Below are 18,301 nucleotides of genomic sequence, written 5' to 3' on the forward strand. Positions count from 1 at the left end.
GAAAATATGGAAACACTTGAAGAATTAACACAAGCAATCATGTCCGATGAACAAAATAAAGCTTTTACGGAACAAGGTATAAAACCCTTGTTTACTATTCCAAAAACAGCACGAATTAATATTGTAGGACAAGCTCCTGGTATTCGTGCCCAAGAGTCTGGCCTTTACTGGAATGATCCTAGCGGTGACAATCTCAGGGATTGGATGGGTGTTTCACGCGAAGAATTTTATGAATCTGGCATGTTTGCTATTGTACCAATGGATTTTTATTTCCCAGGTCATGGGAAATCAGGTGATTTACCTCCTCGCAAAGGATTTGCAGACAAGTGGCATGAGAAAGTTCTTGCTTTAGCTCCTGATATTCAATTGACGATTTTAGTAGGTAACTATGCACAGCGTTACTATTTACATCAAAAATCATCGGCAAAATTAACGGATACAGTTAAGAATTACAAAGATTACCTTCCTGAGTTTTTCCCTCTCGTTCATCCCTCTCCACGAAATAATATTTGGCAAGCCAAAAATCCATGGTTTATGGAAGAAGTAGTTCCAGATTTGAAGGCCTTGGTCAAAAAAATCTTAAGTCAATGATTTCTGATATATGAGCGTGAATTGTCTTTAGGTATTGTTATCAAATCAATGAAGCAACATTTAGAACATGTCCAAATGATATAAAGATTTGAGCCCCTTGGGGCTCTTTTTGATACTTTAACAAAAAGAGTCGCAAAAATAATTAACAAAACTTTAATATAAAGCTTATATTATACAATTTAATTATAATTTTCAGAAGAAGTAACATATAAAATTAAGGTAGCTATCCTTTTAAACTAAAGAATCAATTAAATAATACTTACAAATTGAAAATGAGTGTAATTTTTTTAAAATATTAAGACAATTCCATTGACAGAAAGTTTAAAAGTGATAGACTTTAGGTGTTAAGAAAATTTAGAAGGAAATTTGTGATATGGGAAGAAAAGATTCACAACGTTTTTCAATCAGGAAGTATAGCTTTGGAGCTGCTTCTGTTCTTTTGGGTACAACAATTCTTGCGATGGGTGCAACTGGTGTACATGCAGATGAGGTTTCAACTTCAGCTGCTACTGATACACCACTTAGTGCTTCTGTGCTAACAGATACTGCTGCCGATCCGGCAACGACTGTTGATCATTCAGAGAAGCAAGTTGTTTCTGTCAAAGAAGAAGGAAATACCACTGTAACAACAAGTGTTGTTACAACTGATAGTCTTGAGGATGCTAAAACTTCTGCGGTAAAAGAAGGGGTAGAAGTCGAAGAAACTGCACCTCAAACACATACATCCCTAGAGGGTGCTATTGCTGACAATCAAGCTCAATCAAAAGAGATTAATACGGTTGTTTCTGATTATCAGAAAGCAAAAGAAAGCCACAAAAAAGAAGTAGCTGAGTATGATAAGGCTAAGGCTGAGTACGATGCTAAAGTGGCCGAAAAAGCAGCAGCTGATAAAGCAAACGCTGCTTCTAAAGCACAGTATGATACTGATCAAGCTGCTTATGAAAAAGGTTTAGCTAAATACCAAGCTGATAAAAAAGCCTATGATGCAGCATTGGAAGTGTATAATACTCAAAAATTAACTTATGATTCTAAAGTAGCAGAAAAAGCAGCTGCCGATGCAGCTAATGCTAAGTCAGAAGCTGATTACAAGGTACAGTTGGCTGTTTATGAAACTGCTAAGAAGAACTATGAAGCTGCTATGGCTCAGTACAGCAAAGACAAGGCAAAATATGATGCTGAGAAGGAAGCTTATGATGCTAAAGTAGCTGAAAAAGTTCGTACAGAAATCGAAAACAAGGCAGCTCAAGAGCAGTATGAGAAAGATTTAGCTACTTATAATGCCGCTTACGAAAAATATCAAACCGATTTAGCTGCCTACAAGACTGCCAAAGCCGCCTACGATGCTAAAGTAGCAGAAAAAGCAGCAGCTGATGCAGCCAATGCACAAGCTAAAGCTAAGTATGATGCGGAAATGGTCACTTACGAAGCAGCCTTGTCTGAATATAAGACAAATAAGGCTTTGTATGATGCCGCTCTAGCTGAATACAATACGAAAAAAGCAGCCTATGATGCTAAAGTAGCTGAGAAAACACAAGCAGAAATTACTGATAAGGCTGCTCAAGAGCAATATGAGAATGATCTTGCTGCTTACAATACGGCTTACGAAAAATATCAAACTGATTTAGCTACCTACAAGACTGCTAAAGCAGCCTACGATGCCAAAGTAGCTGAAAAAGCAGCAACTGATAAAGCAAATGCGGAAGCTAAAGCCAAGTATGATGCAGAAATGGCTGTTTATAATGCAGCTAAAGCACAATACGATAAAGATTTACAAGAATACCAAGCTAAGAAAGCACAATACGATAAAGATAAAGCAGCCTATGATCAACTTGTTGCCATTAAAGCAGAAGAAGATGCTGCAAAAGCTAAGTATGAAGTTGAGCTTGCAAAATACAATGTAGACCTAGAACAATACGGCAAAGACTTTGCTACCTACCAAACAAAACTTGCTGAATATCAAACAGCTTTGGCACAGTACAAAGATGCTAAAGCAGCCTATGATAAGTACATGAATGATAATGGTTTCCAAGATCTAAAAGATGTAGAAACTGTTCAAGATTTGACCTTCCAACGTGAAGGTGGAGCCATTCATACCATCAATGGCATCAGTGCTTATCTCACTCGTGATGCTCAAGCTCGTTTGAATACTAGCAATGTACATCAGTATGATTCCAATAAATTGGAAGCTTCAGATATTGTAGCAACTAGTCCTTGGGCCAATAATGAAACTGAATTTATTCAAATTAAGGAAGGCGATAAATTTGTTGTTACTTATGATAACTTGAATCAGTCAAGCATGCGTGAAAATACGGATATGCATCCAATCAAGCGCGTGATTTATCGCTATGAAATTTTGAGTCTTCCATCAAATGACGGTAAAGGAATTGCAGCCGTTAGCTCAGACCCAACTGTAACACTAACAGTCGGTGCTTCAACAGACCAAAATAAACCCGTTAAAGTTGCTGTAGATGTTGAATTCTATGATGGTAATGGCAATAAGTTTGATTTGACACAGCACAATGCGATTGTTGCTTTGAACTCTCTTAACCACTGGACAGGTGCTTCTTATGTAGATAGTGGGGATAAACCTCGTGCCCTTACAGTAGAAGCCAAAGATAAAGATGGTAACACTGTTCGTGGAACTTGGGATCCTTATGCAGATGGTTCATCAATGAGCATTGAAAACAATGCGGTTGTTGTTAAAAATGGAACAGCTGACTTTGGTACTGCTGATGTCACTATCTCTGCTGAAAACCCAATCAAGATTGTGGCACAAAAATCAACGTGGAATGGTAGTGAATTTACAGTTAGTGAAGAAACTGTTATCGACGCGACTTCAGTCAATGCTTCAGGTGCTGGGAACGGTCACTCTATTGGAACAGATGAGTTCACATTAGATGGTAAAGATGATGTTATCGGTTCTTATACGATTGATTCAACTTCAGGACGTATTATCTTTACTCCTAAGAAGAAATTTGAAAATGTAGAGCACCAAGAATCTGTAAATATTGGAAACAATAAATACATTCCAATTCCAAATTCAAGTGTTTCTTATGATTCTGCTACAAAAGAGGTGACATCATTTAAAGATAACCAATACATTGAACATGGATCTATCTTTAATGGTGAATCTTCAACGACTCTTGAAGGTTGGGATAATCCATCTTCTCCATACCTCTATTATGGTGGAGCAGGCTTGAAGATGGCTGATGGTCACTTGGTATTTACGGCTAATGGGGCTAATGCTGCTGGTCAACCAACAGTTTACTGGTTTGCGATTAACTCAAATGTTGGTATTCCAAAAAATCCAGGTGAAGCGCCAAAAGAGCCAACAGCTCCTGAAGAACCAAAGGCTCCAACACCACCAACGATTACATTGGAAGTTCTTCCAGCGGTACCAACAGAACCAACTCCGCCAACAGCCCCTACGGCACCAACAGAACCTAACTATACAGTTGTTACAGTTGATGCTGAGGAACCAAAAGCTCCAACAGAGCCTAAGGCTCCAACGCCACCAACTCCGACAGTTGTTGAAGTTCCTGCGGAACCAAGCAAACCAGAAGAACCTAAAGCGCCAACACCACCGACAGAACCTAACTACACTGTGGTTACAGTTGATGCAGAGGAACCTAAGGCACCAACAGAACCAAAAGCACCAACGCCACCAACTCCAGCTTTAGTTGAAGTGCCAGTAGAGCCACGTAAGATTACGGCACCAGTAGAACCTAAGGCTCCGACTCCACCTACACCTGTAGTTGTAGAGGTACCTGGTGAGCCAACAAAACCAACGCCACCAACAGAGCCAACAGCTCCAACACCACCAACTATGGTCACAGTTAATGTTCCTAATAAACCTGTTTCACCTAAAGAACTTGTAGCTCCTAAGGTAAAATGGCATAAAAATTATCTTGTTGAGCGCGTAACACGTCCAGTACCAACGACGCCACCAACTCCTCAAAAACCAAAAACTCCTGGAACACCTACAGGACCAAGCGTTACACCAACTTCTTCTGTGGTTGCTAAGCAAGAAACAGAAAGAACTAATAGCGCCGTATTGCCAGAAACAGGTGACTCTAACCAAAAATTAGCATCTGTAACAGGTCTAGGCTTGCTTTCAATGGCCCTTTCAGGTCTATGGTCAGCTCGCAAACGTAAACATTAATAAGATAAAATGAAAGATTAGGTTGTTTTGCCATGCAAGACAGTCTAGTCTTTTTTGTTACCTATTATTTGCTCTTTAACGAACTGAATAAGTTTGAATGTTAAAACTAATAGGACAAACGAGAGGACATGATTTAGGTGAAATAGCTATCCTAAAGCTGAATATCACTATGAAAAGTAAAATGAAAGCTTATAGTTGATTGTTTTTCATAATCTTTTCAATAAAAAAACATTAAAGCTAATCGGACTAGATATTATAAAATTAAACCGCCTATTTGTAACGTAAACCCTATTAATAATAGGGTTTTTTCTATCAAATGTTTTGATATTAAAAAGTATTTGAATTTAAGAATCTAATCGAATTTAAAGGAATGGGTGTTTTTATGAGATATCTCAAATTGACATGGTTCTTTCTTTTGTTAGAATATGAACATAACTAAATATAGAAGGACGTAATTTAAATGGGGAAAAAGGAATTACAACGTTATTCACTCAGAAAGTCTAGCCTTGGTGCGGCTTCTGTTCTTTTGGGGACTGCAGTTCTTGCAGTAGGGGCTTCAAATGCAAGCGCTGATGAGGTAGCAACAACTACAGATTCAGCAACACCAGCAGTTGAAGCAACAGATGCTGTTGAAGAAAACACTTCAGCCGTAGCAGATTCAACTGAAAAGAAAGTTGTTAACGTTACTGAAGAAGGCAACACAACTGTTACAACGAGTGAAGTAACAAATACAAGCTTAGAAGCTGCAAAAACAGCTGCAACTAACGAAGGGGTTGAGGTTAAGGAAGAACCTGCTCAAACCAAAGAAACTGTTGAAGCAGCTGCTGCAGATAATAAAGCACAAGCAGAGAAAATCAATACAGTCGTTTCTGATTATAAAGCGGCTAAAGAACAATACAAGTCAGATAAAGCTGACTATGATAAAGCAAAAGCAAACTATGATGCAAAATTAGCTGAGAAAGCACTTGCTGATAAAACAAATGCTGAAGCTCAGGCTAAATATGATACTGAAAAAACAGCTTATGATAAAGCTTCAGAGCAATACCAAATTGCTAAGCAAGCTTATGACTCAGCTCTTTCAGAGTACAAGACTAAGAAAGTTACTTATGATGCTAAGGTAGCAGAAAAAGAAGCCGCTGATAAAGAAAATGCGCTTTCTGCAGCTAAATACCAAGCAGAATTGGCAACATATAACCAAGCAAAAGCTGATTATGAAGCAGCTCTTGCTCAGTACAATAGCGATAAAGCCAAATACAATGCTGAAAAAGCTAACTATGATAATAAAGTAGCTGAAAAAGTTGTTACGGAAAAACGTAACGCCGAAGCTGAAGCTAAATATCAAACTGAGCTAGCAGCATACAATGAAGCAAAAGCTAAATATGATGTAGAAAAAGCAGCGTATGACAAGAATCTTGAACTTTATAATGCTAAGAAAACAGCTTATGAAGCAGATCTTGAAACAAAACAAGCTATTGAAAAATACAATGCAGATGCTAAAGCTAAATACGAAGCAGCCTTGGTTGTCTACAATGAGCAAAAAGCTAAATATGACCAAGAGTACCTTGAGTATCAAAACAAATTAGCTGTTTACCAAACAGCACTTAAACAATACCAAGATGCTAAAACAGCTTACGATAAATACATGAATGATCCTGTATATCGTAACCTTAAAGATGCTGAAGTTGTTCAAGAATTGACTTTCCAACGTGAAAACGATGCGACACACAAAGTTGAAGGTGTAAGCAACTACTTGACAAAAGAAGCACAAGAGCGTCTTAACACAAGTAATGTTTTCCAATATGACTCTAACAAGTTACAAGCATCTGACATTGTTTCAAATAGCCCTTGGACAAATACTGAAGACGAGTGGATTCAAGTTAAAGAAGGTGACAAATTTGTTGTTACTTATGATGGTTTGAACCAATCAAGCATGCTTGTTGAGAATGAAGCATCAGCAATCAAGCGTGTTGTTTACCGTTACGAAATTGTTAGCCTTCCATCAAACGACGGAAAAGGTATCGCGAAAATCAGTAAGGATCCAACAGTAACTATGACAGTTGGAGCATCGACTGATCAAGATAAACCGGTTAAAGTAGCTGTAGATGTTGAGTTTTACGATAAAGATGGTAAAATGTTCAACCTTAGTGAGCGTAATGCTATCGTAGCACTTAACTCACTTAACCACTGGAACGGTGCAGCTTATGTTGAAACATCTGAGCGCCCACGTCCACTTACAGTAGAAGCGAAAGACGTTAATGGTAATACTGTTCGCGGTACTTACAATCCTTACGCAGATGGTTCTACTTTGGCAATCCAAAACGGTGAAGTTGTTACAAAATCTGGTTATGCAGATTTTGGTGGAGCTACAGTCAACATTTCAGATGAGAACCCACTTAAGGTAGTGGTTCCTATCACTGACTGGAATGGTTCAGAATGGGTTGTCTCACGTGAAATTCCATCTGATGTAACAACTCTTAATGCTTCAGGTAGCGGTAATGGACACGCTCTTGGTAACCAAGATTATACGTTTGGTGATAAAGATGATGTTATTGGTTCATACAGCGTTTCTGCTGAAACTGGTTTGATTACATTCACACCTAAGAAAAAATACCAATCAACACGCCACCAAGAATATGTAAATATTGGTGATAACCAATTCATCGCTATTCCAAAATCATCAGTTACTTATGATGCTGCTACTAAAGAAGTAACATCAGTCAATGATAACCAATACATTGACCATGGTGCAGTCTTTAATGGTGAGACAACATCAGAATTGACAGGTTGGGATAACGCTGATTCACCTTACCTCTACTATGGAGGTGCAGGTATCAAGATGACTAATGGTCATTTGGTATTTACTGCTGAAGGTGCAAATGCTGATGGTGCACCAACAGTTTACTGGTTCGCAATCAACTCTAACCTTGGTTTGCCTAAGAATCCAGGTGAAAAACCTGAAGAACCTAAGGCACCAACACCACCAACAGCACCGGTTAAACCAGTCGTTAAAACAGTTGGTATCAATCCACAAGAACCAACACCACCAACACCTCCAAAAGAGCCAGTGGCACCAACGCCACCAACTCCAGAGGTAGTTGAAGTTCCTGGTAAACCACAAGAACCAACACCACCAACAGGTCCAACGGCACCAACGCCACCAACTCCAGAGGTAGTTGAAGTTCCAGAAAAACCGGTTGAACCAACACCACCAACAGGTCCAACGGCACCAACGCCACCAACACTAAAAGTAGTTGAAGTTCCTGCTAAACCAGTAGAACCTAAAACTCCTGAAAAACCAAGTGTTGTATGGCACAAGAACTATGTCGTTGAGAGAGAGTCTCACGTGGTACCACCAACTCCACCGACTACTCCACAAACACCACCAACACCTGTTACTCCTCCAACTCCAGTGACACCACCAACTACACCAACTCCAGATACTGAAGTTCCTGTAGTGCCTCAAGCTGAGTTGCCACAAACTGGTGAGCACACTAGCAATGCTGGATTTATTGGACTTCTTTCAATGATTTTTGTAGCCTTTGTAGGATTCTTCAAACGTCGTAAAGAAGATTAAGTGGTGCTATTAAATTAGTTCCCCATCAAAACTAGATTCTATTAGGATCTAGTTTTTATTTTGTTTATTTTTGGTCTGTTTTCCTCCCTCATATCATTTCTATTTACTGGTGAAACATGTTATAATTGTTTTGAACGACTTTTTATAGAAAGATGCAAGGAGACTAGCATGGAAGAACTTAAGAAAATCGCTGGTGTAACCGCTGCCAAATATGTTGAAGATGGAATGGTTGTTGGACTCGGTACAGGGTCAACAGCTTACTTCTTCGTAGAGGAAATTGGCCGTCGTATTAAGGAAGAAGGTCTTAGTGTTGTTGGTGTAACGACATCAAGTCAAACCACTAAACAAGCTGAGGGCTTAGGCATTCCTTTGAAGGCAGTGGATGACATTGACAGTATTGATGTTACTGTTGATGGAGCCGACGAAGTAGACCCTCAACTCAACGGGATTAAAGGTGGCGGTGGTGCCCTTCTGATGGAAAAAATCGTCGCTACACCTACAAAAGAATATATCTGGGTGGTTGATGAGTCTAAAATGGTTGATCAATTAGGTGCCTTCAAGCTACCAGTTGAAGTTGTTCAATATGGTGCTGATCGTCTATACCGTGTCTTTGAGTCTAAGGGCTATAAGCCATCATTCCGACTTACGGAACAAGGTGACCGCTTTGTTACAGATATGAAGAACTATATCATCGATCTTGATTTAGGTAAGATTGAAAATCCAGTAGCTCTTGGTGAAGAACTAAAAGCTATGACTGGTGTTGTCGATCATGGATTGTTCAATGGCATGGTTAACAAAGTCATCGTTGCAGGAAAAGACGGTGTTAAGGTCGTTGAAGTTAAGGCTTAGTCCGATTTTTATTCCCCTCACTTTTAATGAGGAAAACTAATTAATTTTTGTCAAACTATTAAATAATATAGAAAGGCAAGAGGTAATTTTGAAAAGATTTTATCTCTTTGTGGTGTTATTATGTCCAAATTTAACCGAATGCATTTAGTCGTGCTTGATTCAGTAGGAATTGGTGCTGCTCCAGATGCCAATGACTTTGTCAATGCAGGTGTGCCAGATGGTGCTTCAGATACCCTTGGTCATATCTCTAAATCAGTAGGATTGAATGTGCCAAATATGGCTAAGCTTGGTCTAGGAAATATTCCTCGTGAAACACCTTTGAAAACAGTACCGACAGAAAGCAACCCAACTGGTTATGCAACAAAATTGCAGGAAGTGTCTCTTGGTAAAGATACGATGACTGGTCACTGGGAAATCATGGGTCTCAATATTACTGAACCTTTTGATACTTTCTGGAACGGATTCCCAGAAGAAATTCTCACTAAAATTGAAGAATTCTCAGGCCGTAAAGTCATTCGTGAAGCTAATAAACCATACTCAGGTACAGCTGTTATTGAAGACTTTGGACCTCGTCAAATGGAAACTGGTGAATTGATTATTTACACTTCAGCTGACCCAGTTCTTCAAATTGCTGCACACGAAGACGTTATTCCTTTGGATGAGTTGTATCGTATTTGTGAATATGCGCGTTCAATTACCCTTGAGCGTCCAGCTCTTCTAGGGCGTATCATTGCGCGTCCTTACGTTGGTGAGCCTGGAAACTTCACTCGTACATCTAACCGTCGTGATTTGGCTGTTTCACCATTTGCACCAACTGTTTTGGATGAATTGAATGAAGTTGGTATCGATACTTATGCCGTTGGTAAAATCAATGATATTTTCAACGGAGCTGGTATCAACCATGATATGGGACACAACAAATCAAATAGCCATGGTATTGATAATTTGATTAAAGCTATGACTTCTGAAGACTTCAAACATGGTTTCTCATTCACAAACTTGGTAGACTTTGATGCCCTTTATGGACATCGTCGTGACCCACATGGATATCGTGATTGCTTGCACGAATTTGACCAACGTTTGCCTGAAATCATTGCTGCTATGCGTGAAGATGATCTCTTGATGATTACAGCAGACCACGGAAATGATCCAACTTATGCAGGTACAGACCATACTCGTGAATATATTCCTTTCTTGGCTTATAGCCCATCATTCAAAGGAAATGGACTTATTCCAGTAGGTCATTTCTCTGACATCTCAGCAACTGTCGCTGAAAACTTTGGTGTAGATAAAGCCATGATTGGTGAAAGCTTCTTGGATAAACTTGTCTAAAATGAAGCGCTATGCATTTTTGGTTCGTGGGATAAACGTTGGTGGTCGTCACAAGGTAGTCATGAAAGAATTTTGTCGTGAGTTAGAAGAACTCGGTATGTCAAATGTTTCTTCCTATATAAATAGTGGAAATCTTTTCTTTGATTCTACCTTGATGAAAGAGGAACTCCTCTTAGTTTTAGAGAAATTTCTAAATAAGGCTTATCCATTTATTAAGGTATTTTCTCTCTTTACTCTAGAAGATTACCAATGTGAAGTGGAATCTTTACCTGAGTGGTGGGAAGATGATTTCTATAGAAAAGACGTCCTCTTATTCACTGAAAGACTTGATAAGAACGAAATGAAGAAGGTCATTAACTCTTTAGAGTTGAAAGATGAAATACTTCATTTTGGTCAACTTGGTGTCTACTGGGGAAAGTATGATAAATCAACTTATAGTCAAACCGCTTATCATAAGAAGTTATTGAAAACACCTTTTTATCCTGATATAACCATTCGAAATGCAAGAACTTTTTCAAAAATTGGTCACTTTTTAAGCATGAAATAAAATTAAGGGAGAAATAACATGTCGCTACTTGAAAAAATTAGAGTTACTCAAGCATTTTTGGAAAGCAAAGGAATTGAAAAACCTGAGTTTGGTTTAATTTTGGGTTCTGGACTTGGTGAGCTGGCTGAAGAAGTTGAAGACGCAGTTGTTATTGACTATGCGGATATTCCAAACTGGGGACAATCAACGGTTGTCGGTCATGCTGGAAAACTTGTTTACGGAACTTTGTCTGGACGTAAAGTTTTGGCTCTTCAAGGGCGTTTCCATTTTTATGAAGGAAATCCGCTTGAAGTCGTTACTTTCCCTGTACGTGTTATGAAAGCTCTTGGATGTGAAGGAGTTGTTGTAACCAATGCAGCAGGTGGTATCGGCTTTGGCCCAGGTACTTTGATGGCCATCACTGACCACATTAACATGACTGGTCAAAACCCATTGATCGGTGAAAACTTGGATGATTTTGGTCCACGTTTCCCTGATATGTCTAAAGCTTACACACCTGAATACCGAGAAACCGCTCATAAAGTGGCTGATAGACTTGGTATCAAATTGGATGATGGTGTTTATATCGGTGTGACTGGTCCAAGTTATGAAACTCCAGCTGAAATCCGTGCTTATAAGACACTTGGTGCAGATGCTGTTGGGATGTCAACAGTTCCTGAGGTTATTATCGCAGCTCACTCTGGTTTGAAAGTTCTTGGTATTTCATGTATTACCAACTTTGCGGCTGGTTTCCAAGAAGAATTGAACCACGAAGAAGTGGTGGAAGTGACAGAGCGTGTTAAAGGGGACTTCAAAGGATTGCTAAAAGCGATTCTTGCTGAACTCTAAAAAGGAATAATTGATGTCAAACTTAATGAATAATCCATTATTTCGTATCATTCGTGGAGTTTTTATAATTGCATTCCTGACCATGGTTTGGTTGGTTATATTTTCTGCTATAGATACAAGTGGTAGTGAGATAGACTATGAACCATTTCAAGGAGCATCTATCGTATTTGCAGTTTTAAGCTATATCATAATAGTGTTTCTATTTCAATACCATAAAGTTGTTAACTTAAAAGAGTCAATTAAATCATCATACAGTGCAATTGAAATTAAAGAACAGTATGTGGAAAAATTGATTTTACAACTGCGAGAACTGACTGATAAGATTGTAGACCATGAGTTAAAAATGTCTGTTAGAAAAAATGTTTCAGAATTGTTAGAGGAAAAAAAGTCTGTCAACAATTTGACTAACGATGAAAACAAAGCTAATCATTCAGAATCTAAGCGGAAGTCTTACGGTGATTCTGGTAATTTTTCTAAACATGAATACTCTACTAAACTAGAGGAAACGAAGAATAAAATTATTGAGGAAATCGAAAGAGATACAAATATTACCGCTGATCAAAGTATAAAGGATTTGATTGCTGAGATTAAAGAGTCAGAAGTACTTGTTGCTAATCAAAAATTATACTACAATGAAATGGTGTCGCAATATAATAAAACAATTTACAGTTTGCCACTTGCTTTGTTAAGAACAACTTTAGGCCATTCAGAGATAAACTATTTATAACAAAGAACAAAATCATTTGGACTAGAATATAGTTAAAAGGTTAAAGAATGAAAGCTAGTTTTAGTTTTTCTAATTCAACACGAGATTGCCTTACTATGAAATAAAAACAAAGAAGGGATTGACCCTACTCTAAAGACAGTAGGAAAAGTTGGTTAAAGCAATTTTAGTTATATTCTAATATATGGGTAATCAAGAAAGAAAGAGTTTGACTTGGCTCCCCAAGTCGACTAGGTTAAGTTTAGCTGTTTTTGGAACCGGTATTGCTTCAGGTTTGGTAGGCATTCTTTGTCATTACCTTTTGGAGTTTATACAGATTCTTGTATTTGGTAATGATAAATCGGATTTATTGTCACAGTTTAACTCTGTAAGTCCCTTTCGACGATTTGCAGTATTGCTTGTAGTAGGTGTTTTGGCTAGTTTATTTTGGTATTTTCTTCAGAGACGAGTGTCCCTCCTTTCTATTAGTAAGGCTAAGCAACTCGTTGGTAAGAAGAGTCCAAATTTTCTTGGCCAAAGTCTACATGCTTTGATGCAGGTTGCAATTGTCGGAGCTGGTTCCTCAATTGGTAAAGAAGGAGCGCCTCGAGAATTAGGCGCTCTATTTGGTGGTAATCTATCCAAAGCCTTGCATTTGGATATTGTTGATAGACAATTGCTAATTGCTTGCGGGGCAGGCGCTGGCTTAGCTGCGGTATACCAAGTCCCCTTTGCCAGTACACTGTTTGTTCTGGAAACCTTAGGGGTTGCTTGGAAATCAAAAAATATTATTATCATTCTTGTGACAACCTACTTGTCAGCTTATTGTGCTCGACCAATCGTTGGTAAGGAGGCAATGTATCAAGTCGGTAAAGTTAGCTCAGACTCTGCTAGTCTGATTCAGGTTATTGTTCTTGTATTAGTGATAACTCCGCTGGCGATGATGTTTAGCTTCTTAGCCAAAAAGGCTAGCAAAAGTCGTATTACTGATAAACGCATTCTGTGGACCATGCCGCTATCTTATATAGTACTAGGTGGGATTGCAGCTTTCTATCCTTTAATCATGGGAAATGGTCAGGTTCTAGCACAATGGTTATTTTTAGGTGGGGTTTCAGCATACCTACCTCTTATCCTTGTCGTCAAAGGTCTTATGGTATGTTTACTTTTATGGGCAGGCTCTTATGGAGGAACCCTAACCCCTTCCTTTACTTTAGGTGCTGGATTGGGTTTCTTATTGACAAGTTGTCTTGAGATTTTAGGCTTATCACTCAATCCTACTCTAGGAATGTTACTCGGTGCAACCGTATTTTTAGGAATAACTTTAGATGCTCCTCTAACTGGGATAGCCTTAGTTCTAGGTTTTACTGGTCAAGGAGGGCTGGTAGCAGTACCACTAATCTTAGCGAGTCTACTATCGAGGATATTAAAAAATAGATGGAAGAAAAAACAATGAATATTCATTTTATCTTACACGAAACGTTTGAAGTCCCAGGAGCCTATTTAAAATGGGCACAAGACCGTGGGCATAATATCACATCAACCAAGGTATATGAGGAAGAGCTTCTTCCTGAAACCGTTGAAGGTATTGATTTTCTAATTGTTATGGGTGGCCCTCAGTCACCTGATGAGGATCGTCAGGCCTTCCCTTATTATGACCCAGAGGCTGAGATTGCATTTATGCAAAAAGCAATTGCTGCTGATATCTATATTGTTGGGGTTTGCCTAGGTGCTCAACTTTTATCTGTAGCCTATGGTGGTGAGTATGAACATAGTCCAGAACGTGAGATTGGGGTTTTCCCTGTAACATTAACTGAGGCAGGTTTAGCGGATGAGCATATCAAAGGTTTTGGCAAAACCCTAAATACTGGTCACTGGCATGGTGATATGCCTGGATTGACTGATAATGCAGTTGTTCTTGCTACTAGTCAAGGTTGTCCACGCCAAATTGTTCGCTTCAGTCCTAAACACTATGCCTTTCAGGCACACTTGGAGTTTGATCCTGAAGCCATTGATTTACTTATAGCTGCTGACGGTGAAGAGCATTTACGTAAGCAAAATAAAGACTTGCCTTTTGTTCAAACACCTGAACAATTGCGTGCCAACGATTATTCTGAAATGAACAAAAAGTTATACGATTTTCTTGATTCATTGACTCAAGCTTAATCCACTTTTAAAGTTGCTATTTATCCACTATGCAATAGTAGAAAAATATTTAAAAAATAAAAATTAAGAAAGGTAGAGCGTGTGTTCTGATTTGAACACGAGCGGAAAGCTCGGAAAATAGATAATCTTCATTTGTTTTCTGTCTGCTCCTTTACCATCAAAAAATAGAAAGGAAGGGTAGTTCGGGTTTGAAACTGAACCCGGGCTAGAGGCTGTGTAAAAAAGATAAATCCTCCTAGATGCGAAGCATCTTTGTCGGATTTCCTATTTTTACTTTGCCTCTTTAACGCCCTTGGTATCTTATATTATGTCTATTCATATTGCTGCTAAGCAAGGAGAGATTGCTGATAAAATTCTTCTTCCAGGGGATCCATTGCGTGCGAAATTCATTGCTGAGAATTTCCTTGAAGATGCTGTATGTTTCAATGAGGTTCGTAACATGTTTGGTTACACAGGAACATATAAAGGTGAACGTGTCTCAGTAATGGGAACAGGAATGGGGATGCCATCTATCTCTATTTATGCGCGTGAACTTATCGTTGACTATGGTGTTAAAAAATTGATTCGTGTGGGAACTGCTGGTTCATTGAACGAGGATGTTCACGTTCGTGAGTTAGTTCTAGCACAAGCAGCAGCGACAAACTCTAACATTATCCGTAATGATTGGCCTCAATACGATTTTCCACAAATTGCAAGTTTCGATCTCTTGGATAAGGCTTACCACATTGCCAAAGATCTCGGTATGACAACACATGTTGGTAATGTCTTGTCATCTGATGTTTTCTATTCAAATTATTTCGAAAAAAACATTGAGCTTGGTAAATGGGGAGTGAAGGCTGTTGAAATGGAAGCAGCAGCACTTTATTACCTTGCAGCTCAACACCAAGTAGATGCTCTTGCCATCATGACTATTTCTGATAGTTTGGTCAATCCAGATGAAGACACTACAGCTGAGGAACGTCAAAACACTTTCACTGACATGATGAAAGTTGGTCTTGAAACACTAATTGCAGACTAATCTGTAAAAGGACGCCATTAGGTCGTCCTTTTGTGTTGTAACTAAGATCTACTCGAAGAATCAATAGGTTAAAAATTTTCAAACTACTAGAAAAAAATAAAAATATTCGGAAGAAAAAGACTTGTAATAAATAGTTAAATATCCGACAATTTAAAAATTAAGCACCAAAAATGTGAAAAATAGTTTACAATATTATGAAAAATGATAGAAATTAAATGCTTGATATCATAATGAAAAACGGTTTCTTCTTTTTTAAAAAGAATGACAATTGAAATGAAGTTATAGTAATGTTATAATGATAATGGGAAATGTCTAATTTTAATTTTTAGGAGCAATTTATATGAGTTCGCGTACGAATCGTAAGCAAAAACGTACGAGTAATAGATCGTGGGGGATGGTCAACGTTGGGTTGACCATTCTGTATGCTATTTTAGCATTGGTCTTATTATTCACAATGTTCAATTATAATTTCCTATCATTTAGGTTTTTGAACATCATTATCACCATTGGTTTGTTGGTAGTTCTTGCTATTAGCATCTTCCTTCAGAAGACTAAGAAATCACCACTAGTGACAACGGTTGTATTGGTTATCTTCTCGCTAGTTTCTCTGGTTGGTATTTTTGGTTTTAAACAAATGATTGATATCACTAACCGTATGAATCAGACGGCTGCATTTTCTGAAGTAGAAATGAGCATAGTGGTTCCTAAGGATAGTGACATCAAAGATGTGAGTCAGCTTACTAGCGTACAAGCACCAACTAAGGTTGATAAGAACAATATCGACACCTTGATGTCTGCTCTAAAGAAAGACAAAAAGGTTGATCTTAAAGTTGATGATGTTGCTTCATATCAAGAAGCATATGACAATCTTAAGTCTGGCAAATCTAAAGCTATGGTCTTGAGTGGCTCTTATGCTAGCCTACTAGAGTCTGTCGATAGTAACTATGCTTCAAATCTAAAAACAATCTATACTTATAAAATTAAAAAGAAGAATAACAATTCTGCAAAACAAGTAGATTCAAAAGTCTTCAATATTTATATTAGTGGTATTGATACCTACGGTTCAATTTCAACAGTGTCACGTTCAGATGTCAATATCATTATGACCGTTAACATGAACACACATAAGATCCTCTTGACGACCACTCCACGTGATGCGTACGTTAAGATTCCTGATGGAGGGGCAGACCAGTATGATAAATTAACCCACGCAGGTATTTATGGCGTTGAAACATCTGAAAAAACTCTGGAAAATCTTTATGGCATTAAGATTGATTACTATGCACGTATTAACTTCACATCTTTCCTTAAGTTGATTGACCAACTTGGTGGTGTGACAGTTCATAATGATCAAGCCTTCACGAGTCTTCACGGGAAGTTTGATTTCCCAGTTGGAGATATCCAAATGAATTCTGAACAAGCCCTTGGCTTTGTTCGTGAGCGTTATAGTTTGGATGGAGGAGACAATGACCGTGGTAAGAACCAAGAGAAAGTGATTTCTGCGATTGTAAACAAGTTAGCTTCACTAAATTCTGTATCAAACTTTACTTCAATCGTTAACAATCTTCAAGACTCTGTTCAAACGAATATGTCTCTAGATACCATTAATGCTCTGGCCAATACACAACTTGATTCAGGTTCTAAATTTACGGTGACTTCTCAAGCAGTAACAGGTACAGGTTCAACCGGACAATTGACCTCTTATGCTATGCCAAATTCTAGTCTCTACATGATGAAACTGGATGATTCTAGTGTGGAAAGCGCCTCTCAAGCTATCAAAAATTTGATGGAGGAAAAATAAGTGATTGACGTTCACTCACATATTGTTTTTGATGTTGATGATGGTCCTAAAACTTTAGAAGAAAGTCTTGACCTCATTGGCGAAAGCTATGCGCAAGGAGTGCGTACTATTGTTTCAACATCCCATCGTCGCAAGGGAATGTTTGAAACCCCAGAGGATAAAATCTTTGCAAACTTTTCTAAGGTAAAAGAAGAAGCAGAAGCACTTTATCCAGACTTAACTATTTATTATGGTGGTGAACTTTATTACACCTCAGACATTGTGGAGAAACTTGAAAAGAATCTCATTCCACGCATGCACAATACTCAATTTGCTTTGATTGAGTTTAGTGCTCGCACCTCTTGGAAAGAAATTCATAGTGGGCTTAGTAATGTTTTACGAGCAGGGGTGACACCAATTGTTGCTCATATTGAGCGCTATGATGCCCTCGAAGAAAATGCTGATCGTGTTCGAGAAATCATCAATATGGGCTGCTATACTCAAGTCAATAGCTCACATGTCCTCAAACCAAAGCTCTTTGGCGATAAAGATAAAGTAAGAAAGAAACGTGTTCGTTATTTCTTGGAACAAAATTTGGTTCATATGGTTGCTAGTGACATGCATAATCTTGGTCCAAGACCACCATTTATGAAAGATGCCTACGCTATTATTGAAAAGACTTACGGAACGCGACGTGCTCGTAACCTTTTCATTGAAAATCCACAAACGTTACTTGAAAATCAATACATATAGG

13 protein-coding genes are annotated in these 18,301 nt (G+C 38.4%); all 13 read left to right on the forward strand.

Features of this window, described 5'->3' with window-relative positions:
* Positions 1-6: 6 nt before the first annotated feature.
* The 13 genes from A6J31_RS03910 to cps4B all read left to right on the forward strand — a co-directional run bounded on the left by A6J31_RS03910 (position 7) and on the right by cps4B (position 18,300).
* A complete protein-coding gene (locus tag A6J31_RS03910; RefSeq protein WP_048790951.1) occupies positions 7-591 on the forward strand; it encodes a uracil-DNA glycosylase family protein in 585 nt (194 codons plus the stop codon).
* 373 nt (positions 592-964) lie between these two features.
* Positions 965-4,753, forward strand: a complete 3,789-nt coding sequence (locus A6J31_RS03915; RefSeq protein WP_080610486.1) for a GbpC/Spa domain-containing protein — start codon at positions 965-967, stop codon at positions 4,751-4,753.
* A gap of 460 nt (positions 4,754-5,213) precedes the next feature.
* The gene (locus A6J31_RS03920) at positions 5,214-8,327 is read left to right on the forward strand and encodes a GbpC/Spa domain-containing protein (RefSeq protein ID WP_080610487.1); all 3,114 of its coding nucleotides are present in this window, start codon (positions 5,214-5,216) and stop codon (positions 8,325-8,327) included.
* A gap of 168 nt (positions 8,328-8,495) precedes the next feature.
* The gene (gene rpiA, locus A6J31_RS03925; protein ID WP_002884973.1) at positions 8,496-9,176 is read left to right on the forward strand and encodes a ribose-5-phosphate isomerase RpiA; all 681 of its coding nucleotides are present in this window, start codon (positions 8,496-8,498) and stop codon (positions 9,174-9,176) included.
* Between the two features lie 120 nt (positions 9,177-9,296).
* The gene (locus tag A6J31_RS03930; protein WP_080610488.1) at positions 9,297-10,508 is read left to right on the forward strand and encodes a phosphopentomutase; all 1,212 of its coding nucleotides are present in this window, start codon (positions 9,297-9,299) and stop codon (positions 10,506-10,508) included.
* 1 nt (position 10,509) lies between these two features.
* Complete coding sequence (locus A6J31_RS03935) at positions 10,510-11,055, forward strand: DUF1697 domain-containing protein (protein ID WP_080610489.1); 546 nt, start codon at positions 10,510-10,512, stop codon at positions 11,053-11,055.
* Between the two features lie 18 nt (positions 11,056-11,073).
* A complete protein-coding gene (locus tag A6J31_RS03940; protein ID WP_080610490.1) occupies positions 11,074-11,883 on the forward strand; it encodes a purine-nucleoside phosphorylase in 810 nt (269 codons plus the stop codon).
* 13 nt (positions 11,884-11,896) lie between these two features.
* Positions 11,897-12,610, forward strand: a complete 714-nt coding sequence (locus tag A6J31_RS03945; RefSeq protein WP_080610491.1) for a LemA family protein — start codon at positions 11,897-11,899, stop codon at positions 12,608-12,610.
* A gap of 181 nt (positions 12,611-12,791) precedes the next feature.
* Positions 12,792-14,039: a chloride channel protein gene (locus tag A6J31_RS03950; protein ID WP_080610492.1), complete on the forward strand. Its 1,248-nt coding sequence runs from the start codon at positions 12,792-12,794 to the stop codon at positions 14,037-14,039.
* On the forward strand, positions 14,036-14,749 hold the full coding sequence (locus A6J31_RS03955) for a type 1 glutamine amidotransferase (protein WP_049545876.1): 714 nt from the start codon (positions 14,036-14,038) through the stop codon (positions 14,747-14,749). The genes A6J31_RS03950 and A6J31_RS03955 overlap by 4 nt, the downstream gene beginning before the upstream one ends.
* 307 nt (positions 14,750-15,056) lie before the next feature.
* Complete coding sequence (gene deoD / locus A6J31_RS03960; RefSeq protein ID WP_002884979.1) at positions 15,057-15,767, forward strand: purine-nucleoside phosphorylase; 711 nt, start codon at positions 15,057-15,059, stop codon at positions 15,765-15,767.
* A gap of 340 nt (positions 15,768-16,107) precedes the next feature.
* The gene (locus tag A6J31_RS03965; protein ID WP_037600563.1) at positions 16,108-17,568 is read left to right on the forward strand and encodes an LCP family protein; all 1,461 of its coding nucleotides are present in this window, start codon (positions 16,108-16,110) and stop codon (positions 17,566-17,568) included.
* On the forward strand, positions 17,569-18,300 hold the full coding sequence (gene cps4B / locus A6J31_RS03970) for a capsular polysaccharide biosynthesis protein Cps4B (protein WP_049545875.1): 732 nt from the start codon (positions 17,569-17,571) through the stop codon (positions 18,298-18,300). It begins immediately after the preceding gene.
* The last annotated feature ends 1 nt before the right edge of the window (position 18,301 follow it).

Origin of the sequence: Streptococcus sp. FDAARGOS_192, assembly GCF_002073815.2 — a bacterium.
Classification (GTDB): Bacteria; Bacillota; Bacilli; order Lactobacillales; family Streptococcaceae; genus Streptococcus; species Streptococcus salivarius_H.

Coding starts and splice junctions, on each gene's coding strand:
- A6J31_RS03910 (WP_048790951.1), top strand. CDS start 7: ATGGAAACACTTGAAGAATTAACACAAGCAATCATGTCCGATGAACAA.
- A6J31_RS03915 (WP_080610486.1), top strand. CDS start 965: ATGGGAAGAAAAGATTCACAACGTTTTTCAATCAGGAAGTATAGCTTT.
- A6J31_RS03920 (WP_080610487.1), top strand. CDS start 5,214: ATGGGGAAAAAGGAATTACAACGTTATTCACTCAGAAAGTCTAGCCTT.
- rpiA (WP_002884973.1), top strand. CDS start 8,496: ATGGAAGAACTTAAGAAAATCGCTGGTGTAACCGCTGCCAAATATGTT.
- A6J31_RS03930 (WP_080610488.1), top strand. CDS start 9,297: ATGTCCAAATTTAACCGAATGCATTTAGTCGTGCTTGATTCAGTAGGA.
- A6J31_RS03935 (WP_080610489.1), top strand. CDS start 10,510: ATGAAGCGCTATGCATTTTTGGTTCGTGGGATAAACGTTGGTGGTCGT.
- A6J31_RS03940 (WP_080610490.1), top strand. CDS start 11,074: ATGTCGCTACTTGAAAAAATTAGAGTTACTCAAGCATTTTTGGAAAGC.
- A6J31_RS03945 (WP_080610491.1), top strand. CDS start 11,897: ATGTCAAACTTAATGAATAATCCATTATTTCGTATCATTCGTGGAGTT.
- A6J31_RS03950 (WP_080610492.1), top strand. CDS start 12,792: ATGGGTAATCAAGAAAGAAAGAGTTTGACTTGGCTCCCCAAGTCGACT.
- A6J31_RS03955 (WP_049545876.1), top strand. CDS start 14,036: ATGAATATTCATTTTATCTTACACGAAACGTTTGAAGTCCCAGGAGCC.
- deoD (WP_002884979.1), top strand. CDS start 15,057: ATGTCTATTCATATTGCTGCTAAGCAAGGAGAGATTGCTGATAAAATT.
- A6J31_RS03965 (WP_037600563.1), top strand. CDS start 16,108: ATGAGTTCGCGTACGAATCGTAAGCAAAAACGTACGAGTAATAGATCG.